This is a genomic window from Ruegeria sp. AM5 (genome assembly GCF_056540645.1).
The window spans coordinates 383,876-405,804 of the sequence record NZ_JBQFXC010000001.1; the positions used below are offsets into that span (position 1 = coordinate 383,876).

The window sequence follows — 21,929 nt, forward strand, 5'->3', positions numbered from 1 at the left end:
ACTCAGCCCACAGCTTTGAAATGCTTGGACAGTTTCAGGCCTTGACCCTGATAGTTCGAAGCAATCCCAGCACCATATAGCTGTGTCGGCATTTCGGCCATCTTCTCATAAACTAGGCGCCCGACGACTTGTCCGTGTTCCAACACAAATGGCGCTTCGTGGCAGCGCACTTCCAGCACCCCGCGTGATCCAGCGCCGCCTGCTTCGGCATGTCCAAAGCCCGGGTCAAAGAATCCGGCGTAATGTACCCGGAACTCGCCGACCATAGCGAGATATGGGGCCATTTCAGCAGCATACATTGGCGGGATATGCACCGCTTCGCGGCTGACGAGAATGTAGAACGCGCCGGGGTCGAGGATGATGCGACCGTCCTTGGTATGCACCTCTTCCCAGTATTCCTGCGGGTCGTATTCGCCGATCCGATCCAGATCGATCACCCCGGTATGGGGCTTGGCGCGATAGCCGACCAGATCGGTATCGGGCAGTTGCAGATCGACCGAAAACCCCAACCCGTCCTGAATGACGGCTGGCCCATCAACCAACGGCGTTTGACCATGCAACGCGGTCAGCTCGGCGTCGCTGAGTACCGCCTGACCTTTGCGGAAACGGATCTGATTCAGACGCATTCCGGGGCGCACCAGAACCGAGAACGATCGCGGGCAGATCTCGGCATAAAGCGGACCTGTGTAGCCTGCGGGAACCCGATCAAACTCGGTTCCGCCATCGGTGATCGTGCGCGTGAGCAAGTCGAGCCGCCCGGTCGAGCTTTTGGCATTGGCCACCGCACTGACGTCATCGGGCAGGGCGAGCGATTCCATTAGCGGCACCAGATAGACACAGCCCTTTTCCAGAACAGCGCCTTCAGTGATGTCGATGCGGTGCATCTCAAACTCGGCCAACCGGTCTGCGACAGAACGCCCTTCGCCCGCCAGAAACGACGCGCGCACCCGGTAAGCCACTGTTCCCAAACGTAGATCAAGGCTTGCCGGCTGCACCTGTGCAGGGATGATGTCTGGGCTTGCGGCGATCTCACCGCGTGCAATCATCGCCTCAAGCTGTTGATTTGGGCAAACACCTGTCATCTCGATCCCCTCTGCTGCCAGAGCGGGATCTGGCCTATGTGCCATAAACGTCGGTGTGATTTGGTCGGGCTAGCAGGACTCGAACCTGCGACCTTCCGTCCCCCAGACGGACGCGCTACCAGGCTGCGCCATAGCCCGACGTTGAGGTGTTCATAAAGACTTTCCCGGCGGGGGCAAGAGGAAATCATCGCCTTTTTTGCTATCCCGCCGTGTGGTGTTCGACGCGATTCAGCCACCTGCGCAGGTCCTTGGCGATGGGTGCAATCTGGTGCAACAGCTCATCGTCATACTCGTCACGATTCCATGCCAGCGAGGCAATACCACCCATCAGCGGCGCTGCATCCAGCTCAGCCGGTATCGGTTTGGGTTCGGGGGTTGCGACGGGTTCCGGAGCCTCTGGGGCAGGGGAATGGGCGGGTTCGCCCAAATCCATGTCGATCTGGTTTGCGGATGGTTCCGGCGCTGAAGCGAACGGAACCACAGTATCGTCGATGCTGGGTGCTGGCGTGTTTTCGTCCAGGCTAGGCGACAGCGATGCAACATGCGCAACGCCCTGTTCCCGAAGGATACGCTGAACACCTTTGATGGTAATCCCGTCCTCGTGTAGCAGTTTCTTGATACCGCCCAGCAGACGCATATCATTGGGGCGATAATATCGCCGCCCACCGGCGCGTTTGACGGGTTTGACTTGGGTAAACCGGCTTTCCCAGAAACGCAGCACATGAGCCTGAACTCCGAGCCAGTCCGCAACTTCACTTATGGTGCGAAAGGCATCGGGGGACTTACTCATAACCTGGATGTCCTGAACTTACTTGCGGTTCCCTGCGGCGACGCGATCCTTCATCAGGTGCGACGGACGGAATGTCAGTACACGACGGGGCTGGATCGGAACCTCTTCACCGGTTTTAGGGTTGCGACCGATACGGGCGGTTTTGTCCCGAACGCTGAAGGTGCCGAATGACGAAATCTTAACCTGTTCGCCACGCACCAGCGCGTCAGACATGTGGTTCAGAACGCTTTCGACCAGCTGTGCGCTTTCATTGCGTGACAGGCCAACCTCACGAAAGACGGCCTCGCTCAGATCCATTCGGGTCAGTGTTTTGTCGCCCATGCTTTTTCCCCTGTTGATGTCTGAGCATATGGCTATGCAAAATTCGCTGTCAATATCAATGAATTGCAGGAGGCTCTGTAAGCCGGATTGTGCCGGTCACCAACGCAGTGCGACCGCACCCCAGGCCAGACCGCCACCAATCGCCTCTGTAACGATCAGATCGCCGGTTTTGATCTGGCCGTTTTGCTTGCCCACCGACAGGGCCAGAGGGATGGAGGCTGCCGATGTGTTGCCATGGTCCTGAACGGTGACCACAACGTTATCCATCGGCAGGCCCATCTTCTTGGCGGTGCCCTGAATAATGCGGATATTGGCCTGATGCGGCACGATCCAGTCAACATCGTCGCTGGACAGACCTGCACGCTCCAGCGCGACTTCTGCGGTTCGGGCCAGTTTTTCGACCGCATGACGGAAGACCTGATTGCCCTGCATCCGCAAGTGGCCGGTGGATTGGGTCGAAACCCCGCCATCAACATAGAGAAGGTCTTTGTAGCGTCCGTCCGAATTCAAGTCGGTCGCAAGAATACCGCGATCATCCGAAGTGCCCTGACCCTCTTGCTCTTCCAGAACCAGTGCGCCCGCGCCATCGCCAAACAGCACGCAGGTCGACCGGTCGGTCCAGTCCATGATTCGTGAAAAGGTCTCGGCGCCGATCACCAGTACGCGCTTGGCCTGACCGGACAGGATCAGGGCGTTGGCGTTGCTGAGCGCAAAGACAAATCCAGCGCAGACCGCCTGTACATCGAAGGCAAAACCTTTGGTCATGCCCAACCGGGCCTGAACCATGGTTGCCGCCGAAGGAAAGGTCAAATCAGCTGTGGAGGTTGCCAGCACAATCGCGTCGATATCATCCGCCGTCAGTCCGGCATCAGCCAGTGCAGCTTCGGCCGCTTTGGTGGCCAGATCGGAAGTGGTTTCGTCCTCGGCCGCAAAGTGTCGCCGCTCGATCCCGGACCGGGTGCGAATCCATTCGTCCGTCGTATCCAGCGTTTTCTCGAACTCAGAGTTCGGTACAACGCGCTCTGGCAAATAATGCCCGACACCTACAACAACTGAGCGGCCTGCCATGCTGGGGTACTGCCTTTTTTGTTATTATTCCGATTGAGACACGGAATGGGCCGCATCTTGTGCAAGTGCGGCTGTTGATGCAACCCGTGCCGCCAATTTTTCGGCGAAACCGGATTCAGCCAGAGTGAAGGCCAGCTTAACCGCTGCGGAAACGCCGGTTGCGTCCGCTCCGCCGTGGGATTTCACCACGGTTCCGTTGAGTCCCAGGAACACGCCGCCATTGACGCGGCGCGGGTCTATCCGCTTTTTCAGACGATTCAACGAGGTGATTGCCAGGATCGAGGCCAGCCGGGATAGAGGCGAGTATTTGAACGCCTCACGCAGCAAATCACCGATAAGGTTCGCGGTGCCTTCACCAGTTTTAATGGCGACATTGCCGGTGAACCCGTCAGTCACGATCACGTCAGCTTTGTCGCCGGGGATATCGCTGCCTTCGACAAAGCCCACGAATTCGAAATTCGCCTGATCGGCAAAGTCCGAAATCATCGCATGGGCTTCTTTCAGTTCGGCGCGGCCCTTGTGTTCTTCGGTGCCGACATTCAGCAACCCGATCCGAGGGCGGCTGAGCGCCATACCGTTGCGCGCGTATGAAGCCCCCATCAGCGCGTATTGCAAAAGGTCCTTGGCATCAGCGCGCACATCTGCGCCGACGTCCAGCATCACGTTGAACCCATGCGGATTGCGCGAGGGCCACAGGATCGCGATGGCAGGGCGGTTCACGCCGGGCAGCTTGCGCAGCCGCAACATGGACATGGCCATCAGCGCGCCCGTATTGCCGCAGGACACTGCGCCGTGCGCTTCACCTGCACGCACCGCTTCCAGAGCGGACCACATCGACGTGCTCTTGCCGCTGCGGACAACCTGGCTTGGTTTGTCTTCCATCGTGACCACGTCCGGGCAATCACGAAAAACGACGCGCCCATCAAGGACACGCCGTTTGGCAACCAGCTTGCGTAGTTCCTGTTCCTGACCGTGCAGGATGAACCCGATCTTCGGGTTCTTGTCCGCAGATTTTGCAATGCCCGCCACAACGACGGCAGGGCCCGAATCTCCGCCCATAGCGTCAACCGAGATGATGATCCGTCCGGTCTGCGTGGGCTGATCCGTCATGCCTTGGCCTGCGTCCAATCAGGCTTAGGCCGCGTCTTCGTCCAGGTCGATTTCGTCGGCCTGAGCGACGACTTCACGATCGTCATAGTGGCCGCAAGATGCGCAAACGTGGTGTGGGCGCTTCAGCTCGCCGCAGTTCGGGCATTCGTTCGGGTTTGCAGCAACCAGAGCGTCGTGTGCGCGGCGGTTGTTGCGACGCGACTTGGAAACTTTGTTCTGTTGGACGGCCATGGTCTCAACCTTTGTCTGATATGGGCTGACAGAATCGCTGTCAGCCGGGTTACGTACTTTGTTTTCTCGTGGTTTGACGCGCGTTTAAGGGGCTTGCCCCGCAATGTCCAACCCAAATTCCAATGAGCGCGCGAAAATACTGCGATTCTCGTCATGTTCAAGCGGTTTTTCTGACGGCCTGCTATGACAGGAAATCCCTCGCCTGTCACTCGTCTTTTTTCATCGCATCCCGCAGCCCCGCCAAACCAGCGAAGGGTTTTACATCCTCATCTGTGAGGGCCTGTTTGCCCGGTTCGGTATAGTCTATCTGGCCCAGCTCGACTCCATCCTTCCGTGGGTATTGGGGCAGGGCCAGCGACAGCGCTTCAACCATGATCAGCGCAGGATCGATCTCGGGGCCAAGCGGTTCGGTCTCGTCATCCTCGGGGATTTCGAACTCGGGCTCTTCCGGATCGCTCCAATCGGCCACAAAGACGCGACTCACCGGGGTGTCGATGCGTGTGGTCACAGGTTCCAGCGTCACGACACAAGGTTGGATCACCGTTGCGCCCAGCTTGCCAGAAAGCATCCAATCCCGTTTGCCCTGCGCGCGCAATTCGCCGACAAAGCTGAGCTTGCGCAGGCCAAGCAGGCCGAGCTCTTGTTTTATGGCCTCCAGCGCGTCGCCGGTCGGGCGCAACTCAAACGGGGTCGGAGCGTTTTGCGGCAGGTCTGCGACGCGTAAAGATGTCTGGTTGCTCATTCGTGAGGTTTTCCTGTGTTGAACCGGAGCCTTGGTTTCTGTAATCGGATAGGGTCCGCAAGGGGCCATGGCAAGAGGATGTGCATGTTGAAGGGTTTGAACAGGTTGAAACCAGCGTCGAAAACGCTTGTCTTTGCGGCCTGTCTGGCGGTCGCGGGCGCATGTTCACCAATCTTCAAGAATCACGGCTACGTGCCTCCGCCAGAGGATCTGGCCAAAATCAAGGTCGGCGTCGATACCCGCGATAGTGTTGAAGAAACCATCGGCGCGCCCAGCTCGGCGGGGGTAGTGCGGGATTCGGGCTATTACTATGTCGCCTCGCGCGTCCGTCATTATGGGCCCAAACGACCCGAGGTCGTTTCACGTGAACTGGTCGCGATCAGCTTTGATCAGCGCGGTGTCGTTCGCAATATCGAGCGGTTCGGCCTGGAAGACGGCTATGTCATCGTGCTGGATCGTCGCGTGACCGATTCCAACGTGGAAGACAAAGGCTTCCTGCGTCAGCTTCTGGGTAACATCGGCAACTTCAACCCGGCAAATATTCCTGGCGCAAACAACTAAAGCGACCAATTCTCTTGCAGTGGTCACAGGACAGTCACACATTCTGTAGTAAGGACCAGACAGATGTGACCGGTCAGCAACCGCAGGAGGATGCGACCATGGCGGTTTTGTTGGACAAGGGCCGATATCGCGCCCGCTTGGCGCAAACCAAGCAAGACGTGGCGGCGGCGCAGACGCTGAGGATGCTGACCTTTGCTACTGATGGTCAGGATTGTGATGCTTTTGACGAACGCTGCGCCCATGTTCTGGTCGAAGATCTGCAGGCCGGTGAGGCGTTGGTGTGCTGTTTCCGTGTGCTGACAATGCAGGGCGGCTTCGAAGTCGGACTCAGCTACTCGGCACAGTTCTATGATCTGTCGGCGCTACGCGATTTTACGGGACCGATGGTTGAGATGGGCCGGTTCTGTATCCACCCGGACTACAATGATCCGGATATCTTGCGTGTCGCGTGGGGCGCAATGACGGCGTATGTCGATCAGAACGGGATCGAAATGCTGTTTGGTTGTTCGTCATTCGCTGGAACCGAAACAGCCGAATATCTTGACGCTTTTGCGATGCTCAAACACCGGCATCTGGCACCAAGGCGTTGGTTGCCACGAGTCAAGGCGCCGGATGTGTTTCGCTTTGCGGCGCGTTTGCGCCGACGCCCCGATGTAAAACAGGCGATGCTTCGGATGCCGCCCTTGTTGCGCACCTATCTGATGATGGGGGGGTGGGTCAGCGATCATGCGGTGGTAGACAGGCACATGAACACCCTGCATGTGTTCACCGGCCTTGAAATCGAAGCAATTCCCCCAGCTCGTAAACGGTTGCTGCGCGCGGTGGCCGGGTGATTTGAGTATCTGGGAAAAGGTGAAGTTGGGGCGTTGACGCCTTGCTTTGGCCGGTTTAGCTGGCGGGTATGGCGAGAATTCCTTTATTGCAGATGTCCGGTATCTCTCTGACGTTCGGGGGTGATCCGGTGTTTTCCGATCTGGACCTTGTGGTTCAACCCGGTGATCGCGTGGCGCTGGTCGGGCGGAACGGGTCTGGCAAATCCACTTTGATGAAAGTGATGGCCGGGCTGGTCGAGGCCGATCAGGGTGAAATCGTCATCCCTCCTGGTAAATCAGTGGGTTACATGGAGCAGGATCCCGGAATGCAGGGATTCGCGACGCTTGGAGACTACGCCTCAAGCGGGTTGGAGCCGGGTGAGCTGTATAAGGTCGAACGCGCGGGCGAAGGGCTGAAATTCGACCCTGAGCGCGCGGTCGAAACCGCTTCGGGTGGGGAAAGGCGACGCGCCGCCTTGGCCAAGCTGATGGCCGAAGCGCCGGACCTGATGTTGCTGGACGAACCGACGAACCACCTGGATATCGAGGCGATTGCGTGGTTGGAGCGTGAGTTGGGATCGACGCGCGCGGCTTATGTTTTGATCTCGCATGATCGCGCTTTCCTGCGTGCGTTGACCCGTGCGACGCTGTGGATCGATCGCGGAGTTGTGCGGCGGCAAGAACAGGGCTTTGCGGCCTTTGAAAACTGGCGGGACAAGGTCTGGGAAGAGGAGGATCAGCAGCGCCACAAGCTGAACCGCTTGATCAAGTCCGAGGCGCGATGGGCCGTCGAGGGTATCAGCGCCCGCCGCAAGCGCAATCAGGGTCGTGTTCGGGCGCTACAAGCCTTGCACGCCGTGCGTGCAGCGCAGATCAAACGTCAGGGATCGGCTGCCATGACGTTGGAATCCGGTCCGAAATCAGGCCGCAAGGTCATCGAGGCCAACGGCGTTTCAAAGTCATTTGACTCTCAGCAGATCGTGCGCAATTTCGATCTTCTGGTTCTGCGCGGTGACCGTGTGGCCTTTGTTGGGCCGAACGGTGTGGGCAAAACGACGTTGCTGAAAATGCTGCTAGGTCAGGTTGAACCAGACGAGGGTTCGGTGGTGCTGGGCACTAACCTTGAGATCGCCGTGTTCGATCAGGCGAGGGCACAGTTGGACCCGGAAATGAGCCTGTGGGACAGCTTGACCGGCGATCCCGAGATGCGGGTCTCGGGCAAGGCCGATCAGGTGATGGTGGGCGGCCAACCCAAGCATGTAGTGGGCTATCTCAAAGAGTTTCTGTTCGATGACGCGCAGGCAAGAGCGGCTGTTAAGTCCTTGTCCGGTGGGGAAAAAGCCCGGTTGCTGTTGGCGAAACTGATGGCAAAATCCTCGAACCTTCTGGTACTGGACGAACCGACGAACGACTTGGATGTCGAAACGCTGGATCTGCTGCAGGAACTTCTGGACGACTACGATGGAACGGTCTTGCTGGTCAGTCACGACCGAGATTTTCTGGATCGGGTCGCCACCACAACCATCGCGATGGAGGGCAATGGGCGCGCAACGGTCTATGCCGGCGGTTGGTCCGACTACATCGCGCAGCGAGGTGATGTAGTTGCGAAAAAGGAAGAAAAAGCAAGGCCTTCAAAGCCGAAAGTGAAGCAAGAGGCGAAGCAGAAGGCGGGGCTTTCATTTTCGGAGAAACACCGACTTGAGAAGCTACCAGCAGAGATCGCGCGCCTTGAAGCCGAGATCGCCAAGCTCGAAGATCTGATGTCTGATCCTGAGCTGTTCACACGCGAACCGATCAAGTTCCAGAAGGCAACCGATGCCCTGGTCGAACGGCAGGAAAAACTGTCAGCGGCTGAGGAAGAGTGGCTGATGCTTGAAGAGAAGGCCGAAGCCGGTTGAGTCCGAGTTGTACAACCTCAATCGACTAGATTGTCTGAGTTGTACAAACCTATGCACCGGTTTGCGCGTGCTCAAATGGGGCGGGCGGGGTTACCGACAACAGTTGCTCGGGCGGGGACGTCCTTCGTGACGACGCTGCCTGCACCGACGATGGCGCGGTCTCCGATAGTAACGCCGGGCATGATGATCGCGCCACCGCCGATCCAGACGTTTTCGCCGATTGTCACCGGGTGGTCGATTTCCAGACCCTGTGCGCGCAGGGCTGGGTCTTTGGCGTGTTGGGCGCATTAGATCTGCACCGTGGGGCCGAGCATCGAGTCACTGCCGATGCGAACAGGCGCGGTGTCGAGAATGACACAGCCCGCATTCAGATAAACCCGGTCGCCCAGCGACAGGTTCATTCCATAAGCGCAGTGGAACGGAGCCTCAAAATAGCAATCTTGCCCGATCCCCGCAAAGAGCGCCGCCAATTCGGGAGCTATAGCCCCTCGGTCATCGGGCGGGCAGGTGTTGTGGGCATGGACCGCGCGGCGTGCTTTCATACGAAGCACTTCCAGTTCGGGGTCGAGGCAGCAATACCACTCGCCTGCCGCCATTTTCTGCCGCTCGGTCATGAAACCCGTCTTAGCGCATCCGCAGGGCACCGTCGATGCGGATGACCTCTCCGTTCAGGTAGCCCATCTCGACGATGAACCCGGCCAGACGACCGTATTCGCGCGGGTCGCCGAGGCGAGCAGGGTTGGGGACGTCCGCCGCAAGCTGTTGCTGCACCTCTTCGGGCAGACCAGCCAGCATCGGGGTCATGAAGATGCCCGGTGCGATGGCCATCACACGGATACCAGTCGAGGCCAGATCGCGCGCCATGGGTAGCGTCATGCCGACCACGCCGCCTTTCGAGGCTGAGTAGGCCGCCTGACCTTTTTGCCCGTCAAAGGCGGCGATGGAGGCCGTGTTGATAATCACGCCGCGTGCGCCATCCGGTTCAGGATCATTCTTTGCCATCTCTGCGGCAGCAAGACGTGAGACGTTGAAGGAGCCGACCAGATTGATGTCGATGGTACGCTGGAACGCCTCCAGAGGGTGGGGGCCGTCTTTGCCCACAGTCTTAGCTCCAATCGCGATTCCGGCGCAGTTCACTGCGGCGGTGATACGACCCATCTTGTCCATCGCATGTGCAATCGCTGAAGCGACCGAGGCCTCATCCGTCACATCGGTTTGTGCGAAATGTCCGCCGATTTCAGCCGCGACCTGCGGGCCACGCTCGGCGTCGCGGTCAAGGATTGTGACCTGCGCGCCGTTCTCGGCAAAGTGACGGGCTGTGGCTTCACCCAGGCCGGAGGCTCCGCCGGTGATCACCGCAGCTGTGGTTGTGAGTTGCATGGCGGGTTCCTTCCTGATCTGAACACTTGTTCAGATAATCCCAACCATGGCCCTCTGTCCAGTCACAGCTTTGATCAATCAAGCCTGCTGCGCTGCTGCATGGGCGTGACACCAAAGGCAGCCCTGTACACGCGCGAGAAGTGGCCGGCGCTTTCGAAGCCACAGGCAAAGGCGACCTCGGTCACCGAAGATTCGGTCTGCAGCAACAGATTGCGGGCGCGGTCCAGCCGCAATTCCATGAAGTATTTCTTAGGCGAGGTGTTCAGGAATTTCCCAAACAGACGCTCCAGTTGTCGGGTTGAGATACCGATATCGCTGGCAATGACCGAGGGCGACAGTGGACTTTGAATATTGTCGGTCATGATGTGGATCGCCTTGGCCAGATGCGCGTTCCGCATCCCGTTGCGCGATTGCAGCGAGACGCGCTGATCGGCAGTGGCGTTGCGCACGGCGTTATAGACCATCTGATCGGCCACTGCGACCGACAGGTCGTGGCCGTGGTCGCGTTCGATCAGGTGCAGCATCAGATCGGCGGTCGCGGTGCCGCCCGAGGCGGTCATGTGTTTTTCGTCGGCGACAAAGACGCTGCGAACAAGGTTTATCTCGGGGAAGGCCTCCATGAAGGCATCATGGTATTCCCAATGGATGGCAGCCTGCATCCCGTCCAGAAACCCAGCCTCGGCCAGCAGCCATGCACCCGAACACAATGCGCCGATATTGGTGCCGCGTGCCCGTTCCCGGCGCATGGTTGCGAGCAACGGACGCGAGACGTGATTTCGCATGTTTATGCCTGACAGAACAAACAGTTGGTCACATTTCGGGACGGACCCCAACCCGCCATGCACCAGCGTGACCGATCCGTTTGAACAGACCGCATGCTCTGCGTGTTCGGACAGGAAGGACCATTGGTAGAGATCTTCTTCGGCCAGCAGATTGGCGATCCTCAGTGGTTCAACCGCGCAAGAGAAGGCGAGATGCGAGAATTCCTCGACCAGTATGAAGGCGTAGTGCTGTGTTTGGCTCATCGATAAGACCGGAATCAGGGCATTCTGAAAGTTTTCTGCATGCTGCACGAAAACTAACTGTATACAACATGTATTTTTATACGATACCAGAGGGCGAAGCTATCGATTCGCGGGATCGTGATGAAGGGGATCGGATGAGGGACGAAGGGAAATCACCAAAAGAGGCGTTGGCTGAGCATCTGAAGATGTCGGTTCTGACCCTGCGTTTGCGTCCCGGAGAGGATTTGGACGAGGCGCAGCTTTCGCAGGCCTTCGGCCTGTCGCGCACGCCTTTGCGCGAAGTGTTTCGGCAGTTGGCCGGTGAGGGGTATCTGGACCTGCGCACCCATCGCGGGGCGCGGGTGTCAGAGATGTCTCATACCACGCTACGCGATTTCTTTCTGGTTGCGCCGATGGTCTATGGCGCGGTGCTGCGTCTGGCCGCGGCGAATGCGACGCACGATCAGATCGATCAGTTGAAAGAGGCGCAAGAGACGTTTCGGCAAGCCTTGCGTACAGGCTCGGCTGAGGAGCGGACGCTGGCCAATACCCGGTTTCACGAGGTGACCGGAGAGATGGCGGGGAATGTCTATTTATCCCCATCGTTCAACCGGTTGCTGATCGATCACGCGCGAATCGGGATGACATTTTATCGCCCGCAGACCGCACGAATGGCTGAGAACCTTTCAGAGGCAAGCGACCAGCATGACGCCATCATCGCCGCCATCGAGGCGGGCGATGAGGCGGCTGCTGCGCAGCTGGCCGACGACCACTGGACCCTGTCACGCGATCAGATCGAGCTGTTCGTGATGCCCGAGGGGTTGGATTTTCCGCTGGGGCAGGTCCCCGGCATGACATCTGCATGAGGGACACATGACTCCGATCTTCAGATTTGAGGGTATTTATACGCCGGTGGTGACACCCTACGCGGCGGATGGTGGCGTGAACTGGGACGCGTTGGCCGAGGTGATCGAGTACCTGATCGAGAATGGTGTGCACGGGCTGATCTTGGGCGGGTCCACCGGCGAAAACTATGCGCAGACCGTCGATGAGCGGCTGGAACTGGCGCGCTTTACGCATGAACAACTGAAGGGGCGTGTGCCTCTGGTTGTGGGAACGGGGGCGATGCTGACCGGGGATTCCGTCGCTTTGGCCTCAGGTGCGCGAGACCTAGGCGCAGATGCGATCTTGTTGGCCAGCCCGCCCTATTCGGTGCCGACCGACCGCGAGAATGCGCTGAATGCGCTGGCAATCGACAAGGCGGCTGACCTGCCGGTGATGCTGTACAACTATCCGCACCGGACCGGCACGATGATGGGGGAAGAGTTCCTGGACCGCGTAGGCCGCAGCCGGAATTTCTGTGGCATCAAGGAAAGCTCGGGCGATATCAACCGGGTGCATCTGCTGGCGCGGGATTATCCGCATATCCAACTGGGTTGTGGCATGGATGATCAGGCGCTGGAGTTCTTCGCCTGGGGCGCGCCGTTCTGGGTGTGCGGCGGGTCGAACTTTCTGCCCGCCGAGCATGTGGCGCTGTATCAGGCTTGTGTGATCGAGGGCAATTTTGCCAAAGGCCGCCGCATCATGAGCGCGCTGATGCCGCTGATGCGGGTGCTGGAGCAGGGTGGCAAATTCATCCAGACGATCAAGTATGGGGTGACCATGAACGGGATCGATGCTGGGATGGTGAGACCTCCGCTCAAAGGGCTGAACAAGGATGACAAACGCGCGCTGGAGCAGGTGACGCGCGTTCTGAAACGCAAAATCGCAGATATCGTGGCGGAGGGTTAAGACATGGGCTTGCTGACGAAAGACGAATACGAATCCATCGCTGCGCATCTGGATCTGCCGACGGGCGCTTTCATCGACGGCGGTTATCGCCCCTCGATCTCGGGACAGGTGTTCGACACTATCAATCCAGCCACCGGGGCTGTGCTGACCAGCATTGCTGCCTGCGGATCGGAGGATGTGGATTTTGCGGTCGAAAAGGCGCGAGAAGCCTTTGACGACGGGCGTTGGTCAAAGATGCACCCCTCGGATCGCAAGGACATTCTGATCCGCCTGTGCAAGCTGCTTACCCGCAACGCGCGGGAACTGGCGGTGATGGAGAGCATCGATAGCGGCAAGACCATCTTTGATTGCGAAACCGTTGATGCTCCCGAGACGATCCACTGCCTGAAATGGCATGCCGAGGCGATCGACAAGATCTATGATCAGGTCAGCCCGGCCAGTGATGACCACATCGCCATGGTCGTGCGTGAGCCCATCGGCGTGGTTGGGCTGGTCCTGCCGTGGAACTTCCCCTTGCTGATGCTGGCGTGGAAGATCGGGCCGGCGCTGGCGGCGGGCTGTTCGGTGGTGGTGAAACCGGCGGCCGAGACTTCTCTGACCGCATTAAAGGTGGCGGAGCTGGCGTCTGAGGCCGGGTTGCCGCGCGGTGTGCTGAATGTGGTGCCCGGCGGTGGCGCCGAGGTGGGCGAACCCATCGGGCGGCATTTGGATATCGACATGGTGTCCTTCACGGGCTCGACCGTGACGGGAAAGAAGTTCCTGAGCTATTCCGCTGAAAGCAATGCCAAGGAGGTGGTGCTTGAGATGGGTGGTAAGAACCCGGCCATCGTCTTGGACGATGCGGAAAATCTGGACCGGGTGGCAGCGCATGTCGTCAATGGTGCGTTCTGGAACATGGGCGAGAATTGCTCGGCCTCATCGCGGATGATCGTGCATAAAGACGTGAAGGCAGAACTGCTGGAACGGATCGCGCATCATGCCAAGCACTGGAATGTCGGCGACCCGCTGGATCCGGAAACCCGCATGGGTGCACTGGTCAGCGAGGGGCATTATTCCAAGGTGTGCGGCTATCTGGAACAGGCCGAAAACGTGCTGATAGGCGGCAAGGCCGACAAGGGTTTTGTTGAAGCCACGGTGGTCGAGGTGCCCGGAAACGATGCCACGCTGGCGCGCGAGGAGATCTTTGGCCCGGTTTTGTCGGTGATCGAAGTTTCGGGCTTTGAAGAGGCGATCAGCATTGCCAATGACACCGAGTATGGGCTGTGCGCCTCGATCTTCACGGCTAACGCCAAACGCGCGATCCGGGGCGCGCGGGCGATCCGGGCGGGTACCGTCACGATCAACAGCTTTGGTGAAGGGGATATCACCACACCCTTTGGTGGCTACAAGCAGTCCGGGTTTGGTGGCCGGGACAACTCGGTTCACGCCCATGATCAGTATACCCAGCTGAAAACCATCTGGATTGATCTGGCCGATGACGAAGATGAGGCGGTAGATTGACGATCTACACCGCCAAACGTTTGCCCCGGCAAACCGGCGTGGCAGGATGGAATGCCATCCTGCCTCTGCAGCAAGACCTGCCTCGGCTTGAGCAAGACCAGACCGCAGATGTGACCATCATCGGCGGTGGTTTTGCCGGGCTGTCCGCAGCGCTGAGGCTGCATCAGCTTGATCCGGCGCTGGAGGTTGTGGTGCTTGAGGCTGGGCGCTTTGCGGAAGGCTCTGCCGGGCGCAACTCGGGGTTCATGATCGATCTGCCTCATGACTTGGCCTCGGACAATTACGCCAGCGATGGGCTGGAGGCAGATCGGGCCACAATCGCGCTGAATCGCCAGGCGATTTCCTTTGCGACCCGGGTAGCCGCTGAGTGCGAACTGTCGCCGGAGATGTTCGACCCGTGCGGCAAGATCAACGCTGCAGCGACCGCAGCGGGTGATCGGCACAACGCAGACTACGCAGTGCATTTGGCACGATTGGGAGAGCCCCACGAGCTTTATGATGCACAGCAGATGCAGGCGCTGACAGGCAGCCCGCATTACACATCTGGTCTGTTTGCGCCCGGGACGGTGATGATCCAGCCCGCAGCCTATGTGCGGGCTCTCTCAACGCATCTGGCTGGGCGGATTAATGTTTATGAAAACTCTGCCGTGACCGGGTTTCGCAAACAAGGCGGTGGCTGGGTGGTCGAGACCGAACACGCGCGGGTTTCGACGGGGCGGATCGTGATGGCAACGAATGGTCACCTGGAAAGCTTTGGGTTTTACCAGCGGCGTCTGATGCACATCTGCCTCTACGCGTCGATAACGGAACCGCTGACGCCAGATCAGATCGCCACGCTGGGCGGACAGCCACGCTGGTCAGTAACGCCAGCGGATCCGATGGGCACTTCGGTCCGGCGGGTTTCGGGCAGTTATGGGGATCGCATTCTGATCCGGACCTGTTCAAGCTTTCATCCTGAAATCCACAGCGGCGACAGCCATTTGAAACGGGCAGGCGCGGTGCACGATCGTAAGTTTCAGGAGCGATTTCCCAACTTGCCGAATGTACAGATGCAGCACCGTTGGGCTGGGATGCTGTGCCTCAGCCGCAATGGCTCGGCCGCGTTTGGTGAGATCGAGCAGGGTGTATATGCCGCCTGCTGTCAAAACGGATTGGGTATAGCACGAGGAACACTGCAGGGAATGGGCGTGGCAGAGCTTGTGCAGGGGAAAGACTCCCAGATTGCAGATCATTTTCTGGCGCAACCGATGCCACCGCGTTTACCACCCGAGCCCTTCGCATCGGTTGGGGCCAATACGTATCTGCGCTGGAAAGAGTGGCGATCAGGGGCGGAATAGCCTGCAGGCTGGTCAGGGCAGGCTGAGCTTTGCCATCCGTCCGCCATCGATCGTGTAAATTTGACCGGTGACAAAACCCGCTTCCTCGGCTGCCAAGAACGCGACCAGTGCGGCGACTTCTTTCGGGTCGCCGGTGCGGCCAACGGGATGAATGCGGGCGATATCCCGGCGGAATGCGCCGGGGTCGTTCATGCTCTCGATGAAATCGATGTTGAGGTCTGTGTCGATCCAGCCCGGTGCCACTGCATTGCAGCGAATGCCTTCTGCTCCGTGGTCCACGGCAACCGCGCGGGTCAGCCCATGCAGCCCGGCCTTAGAGGCGCAGTAGGCGGCATGGCCGGGGTTGCTGCCCAACCCCTCGACCGAGCCGATATTGACGATGCTGCCCTTGGTTTTGCTCAGATGTGGCAGTGCAGCCTGGATCAGCAGGAACGGGGCGGTCAGGTTGACCATGAGGTTGCGTTGCCAATCTTCAAGCGGCATGTCGTTGACGGAAGCCTCCTGCATCATGCCTGCATTGTTGATCAGTACGTCCAGCTGGCCCGCGCTGTCCACAACCTGCTTGATGATCTGCGCCGGGCTTTCCGGATTTGCAAAATCCGACGGGATAGAGGGGAACTCATCATCTTTACCGCGCTGCGCAGTGTAGACATTAGCCCCTTCTTCGCGCAGCCGCCGGGCGATGGCTTGTCCGATGCCACTGCGGCCACCGGTCACGAGCGCTGTTTTTCCTGCAAATCTTTTCATCGCACCGGCTTGCCCCCATTCACTTCGACCAGAGCACCACACATGTAGCGCGCCGAATCCGAGGCGAGAAAAAGGATCACTTCGGCTATATCTTCGGGTTCGGCGATACGCCCTAAAGGCACCGACTTCCCAAGCTCGGCAATCGCCGTATCAGGATCGAACCCACGTTTGGCAAAGCCCGAACGCAGCATCGGCGTATTCACCTCATTCGGGCAGACGGCGTTGATGCGGATGCCCTGATGGGCGTGATCGTGCCCCATGCATTGGGTGAGGCTGGAAATGGCCGCTTTGGTCATGCAATACACCGCATGATCCGGGCCAGGTCGAAGGCCCCAGCACGAGGCAGTGTTCACAATAGCACCGCCACCCGCCGCCGCCATGATTGGAATCGCAGCGCGGCAGATACGGAAAGGAGCCTCGACATTCACTCCGACGGACAGGGCCCAATCCTCATTGGATGTTTCAGTCACCGGGCCGCGGGTGATCACGCCTGCATTGTTGATCACGATATCAATACCACCCAGCGCCTGATGCGCGGCCAAGGCCAGCCCGTCGCAATAGTCGGGATCGCGCAGATCGCCGGGCAGATGCGCCTCGGCTTCAAGGCTGCCCACATCGCGGTCAGCAACAGCTACACGCGCGCCTTCGGCCCGCAATTGGCTGACGATGGCGCCGCCGATCCCGCCCGACGCCCCTGTGACGAGTGCGGTTTTTTCAGCGAACCTCATTCGTTTACCTCCCCGGGATCTAGTAGGATTGGTTCAGCTCATCCGCAGCCGGTATTTCACGCTCGCGCCGGGCGATGTAATCGAGCAGCTCTTCGTTCTTGGCGATATCGAGCGTTGGTTCCTGATACTCGGCCAGCAGCTTGCGGGCGTGTTTGAGCGCGCGTTCGGTGATTTCAACACAACCCTCAGCCTGCCATTGTTCGATCGAGTTGTTGTCGAACATATCCGGCATGAAGAATGCGCTCTGGAAATTGTCCTGCGTATGCGGATGCCCAAGGTAATGCCCACCCGGACCAATATCACCGACTGCCGAAACGGCCTGATCGAAATCGCCCCATTTCGGGCCCTCGGCCATGCGATAGGCCATGGCGCATTGTTCTGCGTCAACGATGAACTTGGCGGTCGAGCAGTGCATCCCGGCCTCGTTCCAGCCCGCCGAGTGCCAGATGTAGTTCGCACCGGCATGGATCACGGCCTGCAGAGTGGTTGCGGATTCATAGCCTGCCTGCGCGTCGAACGTCTTGGCTCCGCCCAGAGTGTTTGAGGTACGCCAAGGCACTTCGTAATACCGGGCCATCTGTCCAATCATGAAGTTCATCAGACTGATCTCGGGCGTGCCTGCCATCGGCGCGCCGGATTTCATCGAGACGGTCGACAGGTAGTGCCCGTAGATCGCGGGCGCGCCCTTGCGGATCACCTGCGTATAGGCCAGCGCGCTGAGCGCCTCGGCATTCAGTTGCGCCACGGTCGCCGGAACGCTGGCAGGCGTATTGGCCCCGCCCAGAACGAAGGGCGAGCACAACACCGGCTGCTTTCGGCGACAGAAGGCGCGCATCGCGCCCAACATGGTTTCATCCCAGACCAGCGGCGAATTGCCGTTGCAATTGCCAGTGGTGACCGGGTGATCTTCAAGGAAATCCTCGCCGAACAGGATGGCGCACATCTCCATGACATCTTCGGCATTCTTGGGGCTGGTGGTCATGCCCATGAAGGTTTTGTCAGAGTGCTTCATTGACGAATAGGTAATCCGCAGATGCCGCTGACTGATCGGGTGATCATAGGGCTCCACGATGTGATGGGCCGAGGAATGCAGCGCGGGCAACATATGGCTGAGCTTGTGGAACATCGCCAGATCGTCCAGCGTCGGGTTGCGGCGCACATCTTCCAGATCGCGCAGGAAGGGCGCTCCGGTCATCGGCACGAAGATCGAGTGTTTACCGCCCAGCCGCACGTTCTTTTTCGGATCGCGCGCGTGGTAGGTGAAATCTGACGGAATGGTCGCGATCAACTCGCGCACCAGACCGCGATCCAGATAGACGAGCTCGCCTTCTACCTTGGCACCAGCCTTCTTCCAGTCTTCCAGCGCGATGGGGTCACGGAACTGAACGCCTACGTTTTCCAGAATATCCATCGAGGCCGCATCAATGCGTTCAACCTGGGCGCCGTCCATCACTTCGCATAACGGAATGCCGCGGGTCAGGCCCGGCAACATCTCGAAGTTTGGAGCGGTGCGCATGGCGCGCCGGGCAGAGCGCCCTCCGGTACGTGTGGCTGTGGCAGTTCTGGTCATATGGTGCCTCCTTCCGGTTCAGAGTGGAACGGAAAGGGTGAGGTCCACATGCAGGAATGCGAAAGACTGTTGCGAAATGCGACGTTGGGGTTTCGTCAAATAAACGGCAACTCGAAGGAGGTTCACTAAAGCATCTCAAACGCATCTTTGTGGGAGTTTGTGTTTAACATCATGCAATGGCAGCGAAGCAGACGATCTGGCCAAAGAATTGCGGCCAAAAGTGACTAGTCCGCCCGCAGACTGTATTCTGATTAATGTATCGGCACCATTCGAGACGGGCTTAATCCATGTGGGAGCGGGGCATTAGGAACTCTCAGCAACCAAATCTGATCGTAAGGAGCGTGGCAAAAGCTGCCCTGTCTGTGCGGGTGAAACTGCTGATGGCGTTTTTGGGTATCACCTTGTTGCTTTTGGGATTGGCGCTTTTTGCGGTGTCGGCCTTGCAGCAATCGAACAGGCGTGTCGATGCGATGATCCATGATCAAGAGAGGATTGCATATTTCAACGAAATCCATTTGGCGCTGAGCGAGTTGAACCTGATGAACTTGTCCTTGGTCATCGATCAGACGCCCGGGGACGACTCGGACGAAATTTTTGCATTTTCAACCGGCAATTTCATCGGTCAGATCGAGAACCTGCAACATCACATTGCGCAAGGGATACGTCGATTCCTGCAGGCGGGCAGAAAAGAGTTCCAAACCATTGATGAAATCCGCGCAGATTTGGGCGACATCAAAACCAAGGCCGCCGCCATGGTGCGGTTTCGAAGAGACGGAGACATGCAGAATCTCGCCGAATTGGGATTGGATCAGATTTTTCGCCAAGTTCGTTCACTGCAAAGCGATGCGTATAATCTTGTGCAGGGCGCCGAAGCAGAGATGCGTGACCGGGCAAATAGGAATGCCGAAGTTTACCAATCGACGCGCAAAATGGTCGTGGCGGCGGCAACAATTGCAATGGGGGCAGCCCTTTTTCTTGGCTACGCGATCTCTTCCTCGCTGATCTGGCCAATGCGCCGAATTGGTCAAACACTCAGCGTTGTCGCCGAAGGAGATTTCGCGGCGCGAGTTAATGTCCCCAATCGCGACGAGCTTGGCAAATTGGCAAACGACGTGAATGCAACAAGTGCGCGTCTGGGTGATCTATATGAACAGGTAGAGACCCAGCGAGCCGAACTGGAAGCCGAATACGACCGGTCGGAAAAGTTGCTTTACAATCTGCTGCCAGAAGACATTGCGGTAAGATTGAAGCTTGAGCCAGACCAGACTATCGCTGACAGTTTGCCCAAGGTTGCAATACTATTCGCTGATATCGTGGATTTCACGCCACGGGCATCGAAACTGCCACCGGAAGATGTAGTCGGGTTTCTGAACAAGATCTTTCGTCTATTTGATGAATTGGCCGACAAACACGGATTGGAAAAGATCAAGACAATTGGTGATGCCTATATGGTCGCGGCAGGTATGCCGTCTCCGGTCGGCGACCCGGTGCATCGCGTCGCCGAGATGGCTCTGGACGTGCAGCGGTCGGTTGCGGAAATGTCACCTGATTTTCCGGATGGGCTTCAAGTAAGAATCGGACTTCACGCAGGGCCTGCTGTCGCCGGTGTCATTGGAAACCAGAAGTTGTTCTATGATGTTTGGGGGGAAACGGTGAACACCGCCAGCCGGATGGAGAGCCACGGTGAACCGGGGAGGATCCAGGTAACGGGTGCCGCAAAAGAGGAGCTTGAAGCGGACTACGACTTCGAACCCCGAGGCGTGGTGGAGATAAAGGGATTGGGTGCTGTGAAAACGTGGTTCCTGATCGGTTCTAAAACCAAAAGCTGACCACTACGTCTCGACCTAATTAATCTGCCACTTCTACTTCAATGGACGGCCACCCGGCGGCGACCGCCCAATTTGGCTCAGCCCAACTGAACCAGCGCGTGGCGTTTCTTGCCCGCGCTGAGTTTGATGGGCGAGGACAGTGCGCCTGCGTCGATCATCAGGCCCGCGTCGGTCAGCGGAGCATCGTCTAGCTTGGCACCGTTTTCGGCGATCAGGCGCTTGGCTTCTTTGCCCGATTTGGCGAGGCCGGATTTGACGATCAGCTGGACGATGGACATGCCGTCACCCAGCTCTGATGCGCTGAGGGTCAGGGTCGGGAGGTCTCCGCCAACGCCGCCCTTTTCGAACACCTCGCGCGCGGTCGCCTCGGCGGTTGCAGCGGCTTCTGCACCGTGCAGCAGAGTTGTGACTTCGTTGGCGAGGCGGATTTTGGCCTCGTTGATTTCGGACCCTTGCAGCGCGGCCATGCGGTCGCATTCGTCTACCGGAAGCTCGGTGAAGATTTTCAGGAACCGTCCCACATCGGCGTCGGTCGTGTTGCGCCAGAACTGCCAGAACTCATAGGCGCTCAGCATGTCGCCGTTCAACCAAACCGCACCGCCCTGCGACTTGCCCATCTTGCGGCCATCGCTGGTGGTCAGCAGAGGCGTGGTCAGGCCATAGATTTCGTGGTCCAGCACGCGGCGGGTCAGGTCGATGCCGTTGACGATATTGCCCCACTGGTCCGAGCCGCCCATCTGCAGAACGCAGTTATACCGGCGGTTCAGTTCCAGGAAGTCATAAGCCTGCAGGATCATGTAGTTGAATTCGAGGAAGCTCAGCGACTGCTCGCGATCCAGCCGCGATTTTACCGATTCAAAGCTCAGCATCCGGTTGACCGAGAAATGCCGCCCAATATCGCGCAGGAAATCGAGGTAGTTCAGGCTGTCGAGCCATTCGGCATTGTTCAGCATCAACGCGCCGGTCTCGCTGCCATCGTAAGACAGGTATTTCGAGAACACCTGTTTCATGCCTGCGATATTGGCGTCGATCTGTTCAGGGCCCAGTAGCGGGCGTTCGTCTGAACGGAACGAGGGATCGCCCACTTTGGTCGTGCCGCCGCCCATCAGGGTGATCGGTTTGTGCCCAGTCTTTTGCAGCCAGCGCAGCACCATGATGTTCATCAGGTGACCCACGTGTAAAGACTGCGCCGTGGCGTCATAGCCGATATAAGCCGTCTGCACCCCAGAGATCAGCGCGTCGTCAAGGCCCTGATAATCGGTGCAGTCGGCGAGAAAGCCGCGCTCGATCATCGTGGCGATGAAATCCGATTTGGGGTGGTAGGTCATGACGCTCAACAGGCCTTGTGTTCTGGCCCTCTCTGCAAGGGCTGGTGTAAGTCATAGGTCAGTAATTTCAAAACCAGACCCGCTTGGTCGCACGACGGAA

21 protein-coding genes, 1 tRNA gene and 1 pseudogene are annotated in these 21,929 nt (G+C 58.5%); 8 read left to right on the forward strand and 15 right to left on the reverse strand.

All coding sequences use genetic code 11. The features are described from left to right. Nucleotides 1–2: 2 nt before the first annotated feature. The 8 genes from ACR0AH_RS01940 to ACR0AH_RS01975 all read right to left on the reverse strand — a co-directional run bounded on the left by ACR0AH_RS01940 (nucleotide 3) and on the right by ACR0AH_RS01975 (nucleotide 5,344). Nucleotides 3–1,082, reverse strand: a complete 1,080-nt coding sequence (locus ACR0AH_RS01940) for a 2'-deoxycytidine 5'-triphosphate deaminase (protein ID WP_170509858.1) — start codon at nucleotides 1,080–1,082, stop codon at nucleotides 3–5. Between the two features lie 61 nt (nucleotides 1,083–1,143). Continuing rightward, nucleotides 1,144–1,220: transfer RNA gene (locus tag ACR0AH_RS01945), tRNA-Pro, on the reverse strand. Nucleotides 1,221–1,281: 61 nt separating this feature from the next. After that, nucleotides 1,282–1,872, reverse strand: coding sequence for a MerR family transcriptional regulator (locus ACR0AH_RS01950; protein ID WP_480590092.1), 591 nt, complete (start codon nucleotides 1,870–1,872; stop codon nucleotides 1,282–1,284). 18 nt (nucleotides 1,873–1,890) lie between these two features. Next, complete coding sequence (ihfA, locus tag ACR0AH_RS01955) at nucleotides 1,891–2,193, reverse strand: integration host factor subunit alpha (RefSeq protein WP_008755922.1); 303 nt, start codon at nucleotides 2,191–2,193, stop codon at nucleotides 1,891–1,893. Nucleotides 2,194–2,289: 96 nt separating this feature from the next. Next, nucleotides 2,290–3,261 carry a beta-ketoacyl-ACP synthase III gene (locus ACR0AH_RS01960; protein ID WP_170406350.1) on the reverse strand — a complete coding sequence of 324 codons (972 nt, stop codon included), beginning with the start codon at nucleotides 3,259–3,261 and terminating at the stop codon, nucleotides 2,290–2,292. Between the two features lie 24 nt (nucleotides 3,262–3,285). Continuing rightward, a complete protein-coding gene (gene plsX / locus ACR0AH_RS01965) occupies nucleotides 3,286–4,371 on the reverse strand; it encodes a phosphate acyltransferase PlsX (RefSeq protein ID WP_170396680.1) in 1,086 nt (361 codons plus the stop codon). 24 nt (nucleotides 4,372–4,395) lie between these two features. Then, the gene (gene rpmF / locus ACR0AH_RS01970) at nucleotides 4,396–4,602 is read right to left on the reverse strand and encodes a 50S ribosomal protein L32 (RefSeq protein WP_008756996.1); all 207 of its coding nucleotides are present in this window, start codon (nucleotides 4,600–4,602) and stop codon (nucleotides 4,396–4,398) included. Nucleotides 4,603–4,807: 205 nt separating this feature from the next. Then, entirely contained in the window at nucleotides 4,808–5,344 is a 537-nt protein-coding gene (locus ACR0AH_RS01975) for a YceD family protein (protein WP_170567032.1), read from the reverse strand. An 84-nt stretch (nucleotides 5,345–5,428) separates the two neighbouring features. Here ACR0AH_RS01975 and ACR0AH_RS01980 point away from each other — a divergent pair, with 84 nt between their 5' ends. The 3 genes from ACR0AH_RS01980 to ACR0AH_RS01990 all read left to right on the forward strand — a co-directional run bounded on the left by ACR0AH_RS01980 (nucleotide 5,429) and on the right by ACR0AH_RS01990 (nucleotide 8,615). Beyond that, entirely contained in the window at nucleotides 5,429–5,905 is a 477-nt protein-coding gene (locus ACR0AH_RS01980) for an outer membrane protein assembly factor BamE (RefSeq protein ID WP_170396685.1), read from the forward strand. Nucleotides 5,906–6,003: 98 nt separating this feature from the next. After that, nucleotides 6,004–6,738 carry a GNAT family N-acetyltransferase gene (locus ACR0AH_RS01985; protein ID WP_480590842.1) on the forward strand — a complete coding sequence of 245 codons (735 nt, stop codon included), beginning with the start codon at nucleotides 6,004–6,006 and terminating at the stop codon, nucleotides 6,736–6,738. Between the two features lie 68 nt (nucleotides 6,739–6,806). Continuing rightward, entirely contained in the window at nucleotides 6,807–8,615 is a 1,809-nt protein-coding gene (locus tag ACR0AH_RS01990; RefSeq protein WP_480590094.1) for an ABC-F family ATP-binding cassette domain-containing protein, read from the forward strand. A gap of 71 nt (nucleotides 8,616–8,686) precedes the next feature. On the opposite strand, the pseudogene ACR0AH_RS01995 reads toward ACR0AH_RS01990, so the two are convergent. The 3 genes and pseudogenes from ACR0AH_RS01995 to ACR0AH_RS02005 all read right to left on the reverse strand — a co-directional run bounded on the left by ACR0AH_RS01995 (nucleotide 8,687) and on the right by ACR0AH_RS02005 (nucleotide 11,020). Beyond that, nucleotides 8,687–9,229, reverse strand: a pseudogene (locus ACR0AH_RS01995) (sugar O-acetyltransferase). Nucleotides 9,230–9,239: 10 nt separating this feature from the next. Further along, nucleotides 9,240–9,995, reverse strand: a complete 756-nt coding sequence (locus ACR0AH_RS02000) for a 3-hydroxyacyl-CoA dehydrogenase (protein WP_170509870.1) — start codon at nucleotides 9,993–9,995, stop codon at nucleotides 9,240–9,242. A gap of 74 nt (nucleotides 9,996–10,069) precedes the next feature. Then, nucleotides 10,070–11,020, reverse strand: a complete 951-nt coding sequence (locus tag ACR0AH_RS02005) for a GlxA family transcriptional regulator (RefSeq protein ID WP_480590096.1) — start codon at nucleotides 11,018–11,020, stop codon at nucleotides 10,070–10,072. A gap of 134 nt (nucleotides 11,021–11,154) precedes the next feature. Between ACR0AH_RS02005 and ACR0AH_RS02010 the strand changes: the two genes are divergently transcribed. From ACR0AH_RS02010 to ACR0AH_RS02025, 4 genes are read left to right on the forward strand one after another with little or no spacing between them, the layout of a single operon-like run. Further along, the gene (locus ACR0AH_RS02010) at nucleotides 11,155–11,865 is read left to right on the forward strand and encodes a GntR family transcriptional regulator (protein ID WP_170406329.1); all 711 of its coding nucleotides are present in this window, start codon (nucleotides 11,155–11,157) and stop codon (nucleotides 11,863–11,865) included. 7 nt (nucleotides 11,866–11,872) lie between these two features. After that, complete coding sequence (locus tag ACR0AH_RS02015; protein WP_480590098.1) at nucleotides 11,873–12,790, forward strand: dihydrodipicolinate synthase family protein; 918 nt, start codon at nucleotides 11,873–11,875, stop codon at nucleotides 12,788–12,790. A gap of 3 nt (nucleotides 12,791–12,793) precedes the next feature. Next, entirely contained in the window at nucleotides 12,794–14,290 is a 1,497-nt protein-coding gene (locus tag ACR0AH_RS02020) for an aldehyde dehydrogenase (protein WP_480590100.1), read from the forward strand. Beyond that, nucleotides 14,287–15,627, forward strand: a complete 1,341-nt coding sequence (locus tag ACR0AH_RS02025; RefSeq protein WP_480590102.1) for an NAD(P)/FAD-dependent oxidoreductase — start codon at nucleotides 14,287–14,289, stop codon at nucleotides 15,625–15,627. The genes ACR0AH_RS02020 and ACR0AH_RS02025 overlap by 4 nt, the downstream gene beginning before the upstream one ends. 12 nt (nucleotides 15,628–15,639) lie before the next feature. On the opposite strand, the gene ACR0AH_RS02030 is transcribed toward ACR0AH_RS02025, so the two are convergent. The 3 genes from ACR0AH_RS02030 to ACR0AH_RS02040 are packed head-to-tail and all read right to left on the reverse strand — an operon-like array spanning nucleotide 15,640 to nucleotide 18,672. Continuing rightward, nucleotides 15,640–16,374: an SDR family oxidoreductase gene (locus ACR0AH_RS02030; RefSeq protein WP_170422086.1), complete on the reverse strand. Its 735-nt coding sequence runs from the start codon at nucleotides 16,372–16,374 to the stop codon at nucleotides 15,640–15,642. After that, entirely contained in the window at nucleotides 16,371–17,102 is a 732-nt protein-coding gene (locus ACR0AH_RS02035) for an SDR family NAD(P)-dependent oxidoreductase (protein ID WP_480590104.1), read from the reverse strand. The genes ACR0AH_RS02030 and ACR0AH_RS02035 overlap by 4 nt, the downstream gene beginning before the upstream one ends. 19 nt (nucleotides 17,103–17,121) lie before the next feature. Then, nucleotides 17,122–18,672 (reverse strand): trimethylamine methyltransferase family protein, encoded by a 1,551-nt coding sequence (locus ACR0AH_RS02040; protein WP_480590106.1) that lies wholly within the window; start codon nucleotides 18,670–18,672, stop codon nucleotides 17,122–17,124. A 341-nt stretch (nucleotides 18,673–19,013) separates the two neighbouring features. Here ACR0AH_RS02040 and ACR0AH_RS02045 point away from each other — a divergent pair, with 341 nt between their 5' ends. After that, on the forward strand, nucleotides 19,014–20,501 hold the full coding sequence (locus tag ACR0AH_RS02045; protein WP_480590108.1) for an adenylate/guanylate cyclase domain-containing protein: 1,488 nt from the start codon (nucleotides 19,014–19,016) through the stop codon (nucleotides 20,499–20,501). Nucleotides 20,502–20,578: 77 nt separating this feature from the next. On the opposite strand, the gene tyrS is transcribed toward ACR0AH_RS02045, so the two are convergent. Continuing rightward, nucleotides 20,579–21,829, reverse strand: coding sequence for a tyrosine--tRNA ligase (tyrS, locus tag ACR0AH_RS02050; protein ID WP_480590110.1), 1,251 nt, complete (start codon nucleotides 21,827–21,829; stop codon nucleotides 20,579–20,581). Between the last annotated feature and the right edge of the window lie 100 nt (nucleotides 21,830–21,929).

Bases quoted from the DNA above. Each gene is read 5' to 3' on its own strand.
- ACR0AH_RS01940 (WP_170509858.1), bottom strand. From the start codon at position 1,082: ATGACAGGTGTTTGCCCAAATCAACAGCTTGAGGCGATGATTGCACGC.
- ACR0AH_RS01950 (WP_480590092.1), bottom strand. From the start codon at position 1,872: ATGAGTAAGTCCCCCGATGCCTTTCGCACCATAAGTGAAGTTGCGGAC.
- ihfA (WP_008755922.1), bottom strand. From the start codon at position 2,193: ATGGGCGACAAAACACTGACCCGAATGGATCTGAGCGAGGCCGTCTTT.
- ACR0AH_RS01960 (WP_170406350.1), bottom strand. From the start codon at position 3,261: ATGGCAGGCCGCTCAGTTGTTGTAGGTGTCGGGCATTATTTGCCAGAG.
- plsX (WP_170396680.1), bottom strand. From the start codon at position 4,371: ATGACGGATCAGCCCACGCAGACCGGACGGATCATCATCTCGGTTGAC.
- rpmF (WP_008756996.1), bottom strand. From the start codon at position 4,602: ATGGCCGTCCAACAGAACAAAGTTTCCAAGTCGCGTCGCAACAACCGC.
- ACR0AH_RS01975 (WP_170567032.1), bottom strand. From the start codon at position 5,344: ATGAGCAACCAGACATCTTTACGCGTCGCAGACCTGCCGCAAAACGCT.
- ACR0AH_RS01980 (WP_170396685.1), top strand. From the start codon at position 5,429: ATGTTGAAGGGTTTGAACAGGTTGAAACCAGCGTCGAAAACGCTTGTC.
- ACR0AH_RS01985 (WP_480590842.1), top strand. From the start codon at position 6,004: ATGGCGGTTTTGTTGGACAAGGGCCGATATCGCGCCCGCTTGGCGCAA.
- ACR0AH_RS01990 (WP_480590094.1), top strand. From the start codon at position 6,807: ATGGCGAGAATTCCTTTATTGCAGATGTCCGGTATCTCTCTGACGTTC.
- ACR0AH_RS02000 (WP_170509870.1), bottom strand. From the start codon at position 9,995: ATGCAACTCACAACCACAGCTGCGGTGATCACCGGCGGAGCCTCCGGC.
- ACR0AH_RS02005 (WP_480590096.1), bottom strand. From the start codon at position 11,020: ATGAGCCAAACACAGCACTACGCCTTCATACTGGTCGAGGAATTCTCG.
- ACR0AH_RS02010 (WP_170406329.1), top strand. From the start codon at position 11,155: ATGAGGGACGAAGGGAAATCACCAAAAGAGGCGTTGGCTGAGCATCTG.
- ACR0AH_RS02015 (WP_480590098.1), top strand. From the start codon at position 11,873: ATGACTCCGATCTTCAGATTTGAGGGTATTTATACGCCGGTGGTGACA.
- ACR0AH_RS02020 (WP_480590100.1), top strand. From the start codon at position 12,794: ATGGGCTTGCTGACGAAAGACGAATACGAATCCATCGCTGCGCATCTG.
- ACR0AH_RS02030 (WP_170422086.1), bottom strand. From the start codon at position 16,374: ATGAAAAGATTTGCAGGAAAAACAGCGCTCGTGACCGGTGGCCGCAGT.
- ACR0AH_RS02035 (WP_480590104.1), bottom strand. From the start codon at position 17,102: ATGAGGTTCGCTGAAAAAACCGCACTCGTCACAGGGGCGTCGGGCGGG.
- ACR0AH_RS02040 (WP_480590106.1), bottom strand. From the start codon at position 18,672: ATGACCAGAACTGCCACAGCCACACGTACCGGAGGGCGCTCTGCCCGG.
- tyrS (WP_480590110.1), bottom strand. From the start codon at position 21,829: ATGACCTACCACCCCAAATCGGATTTCATCGCCACGATGATCGAGCGC.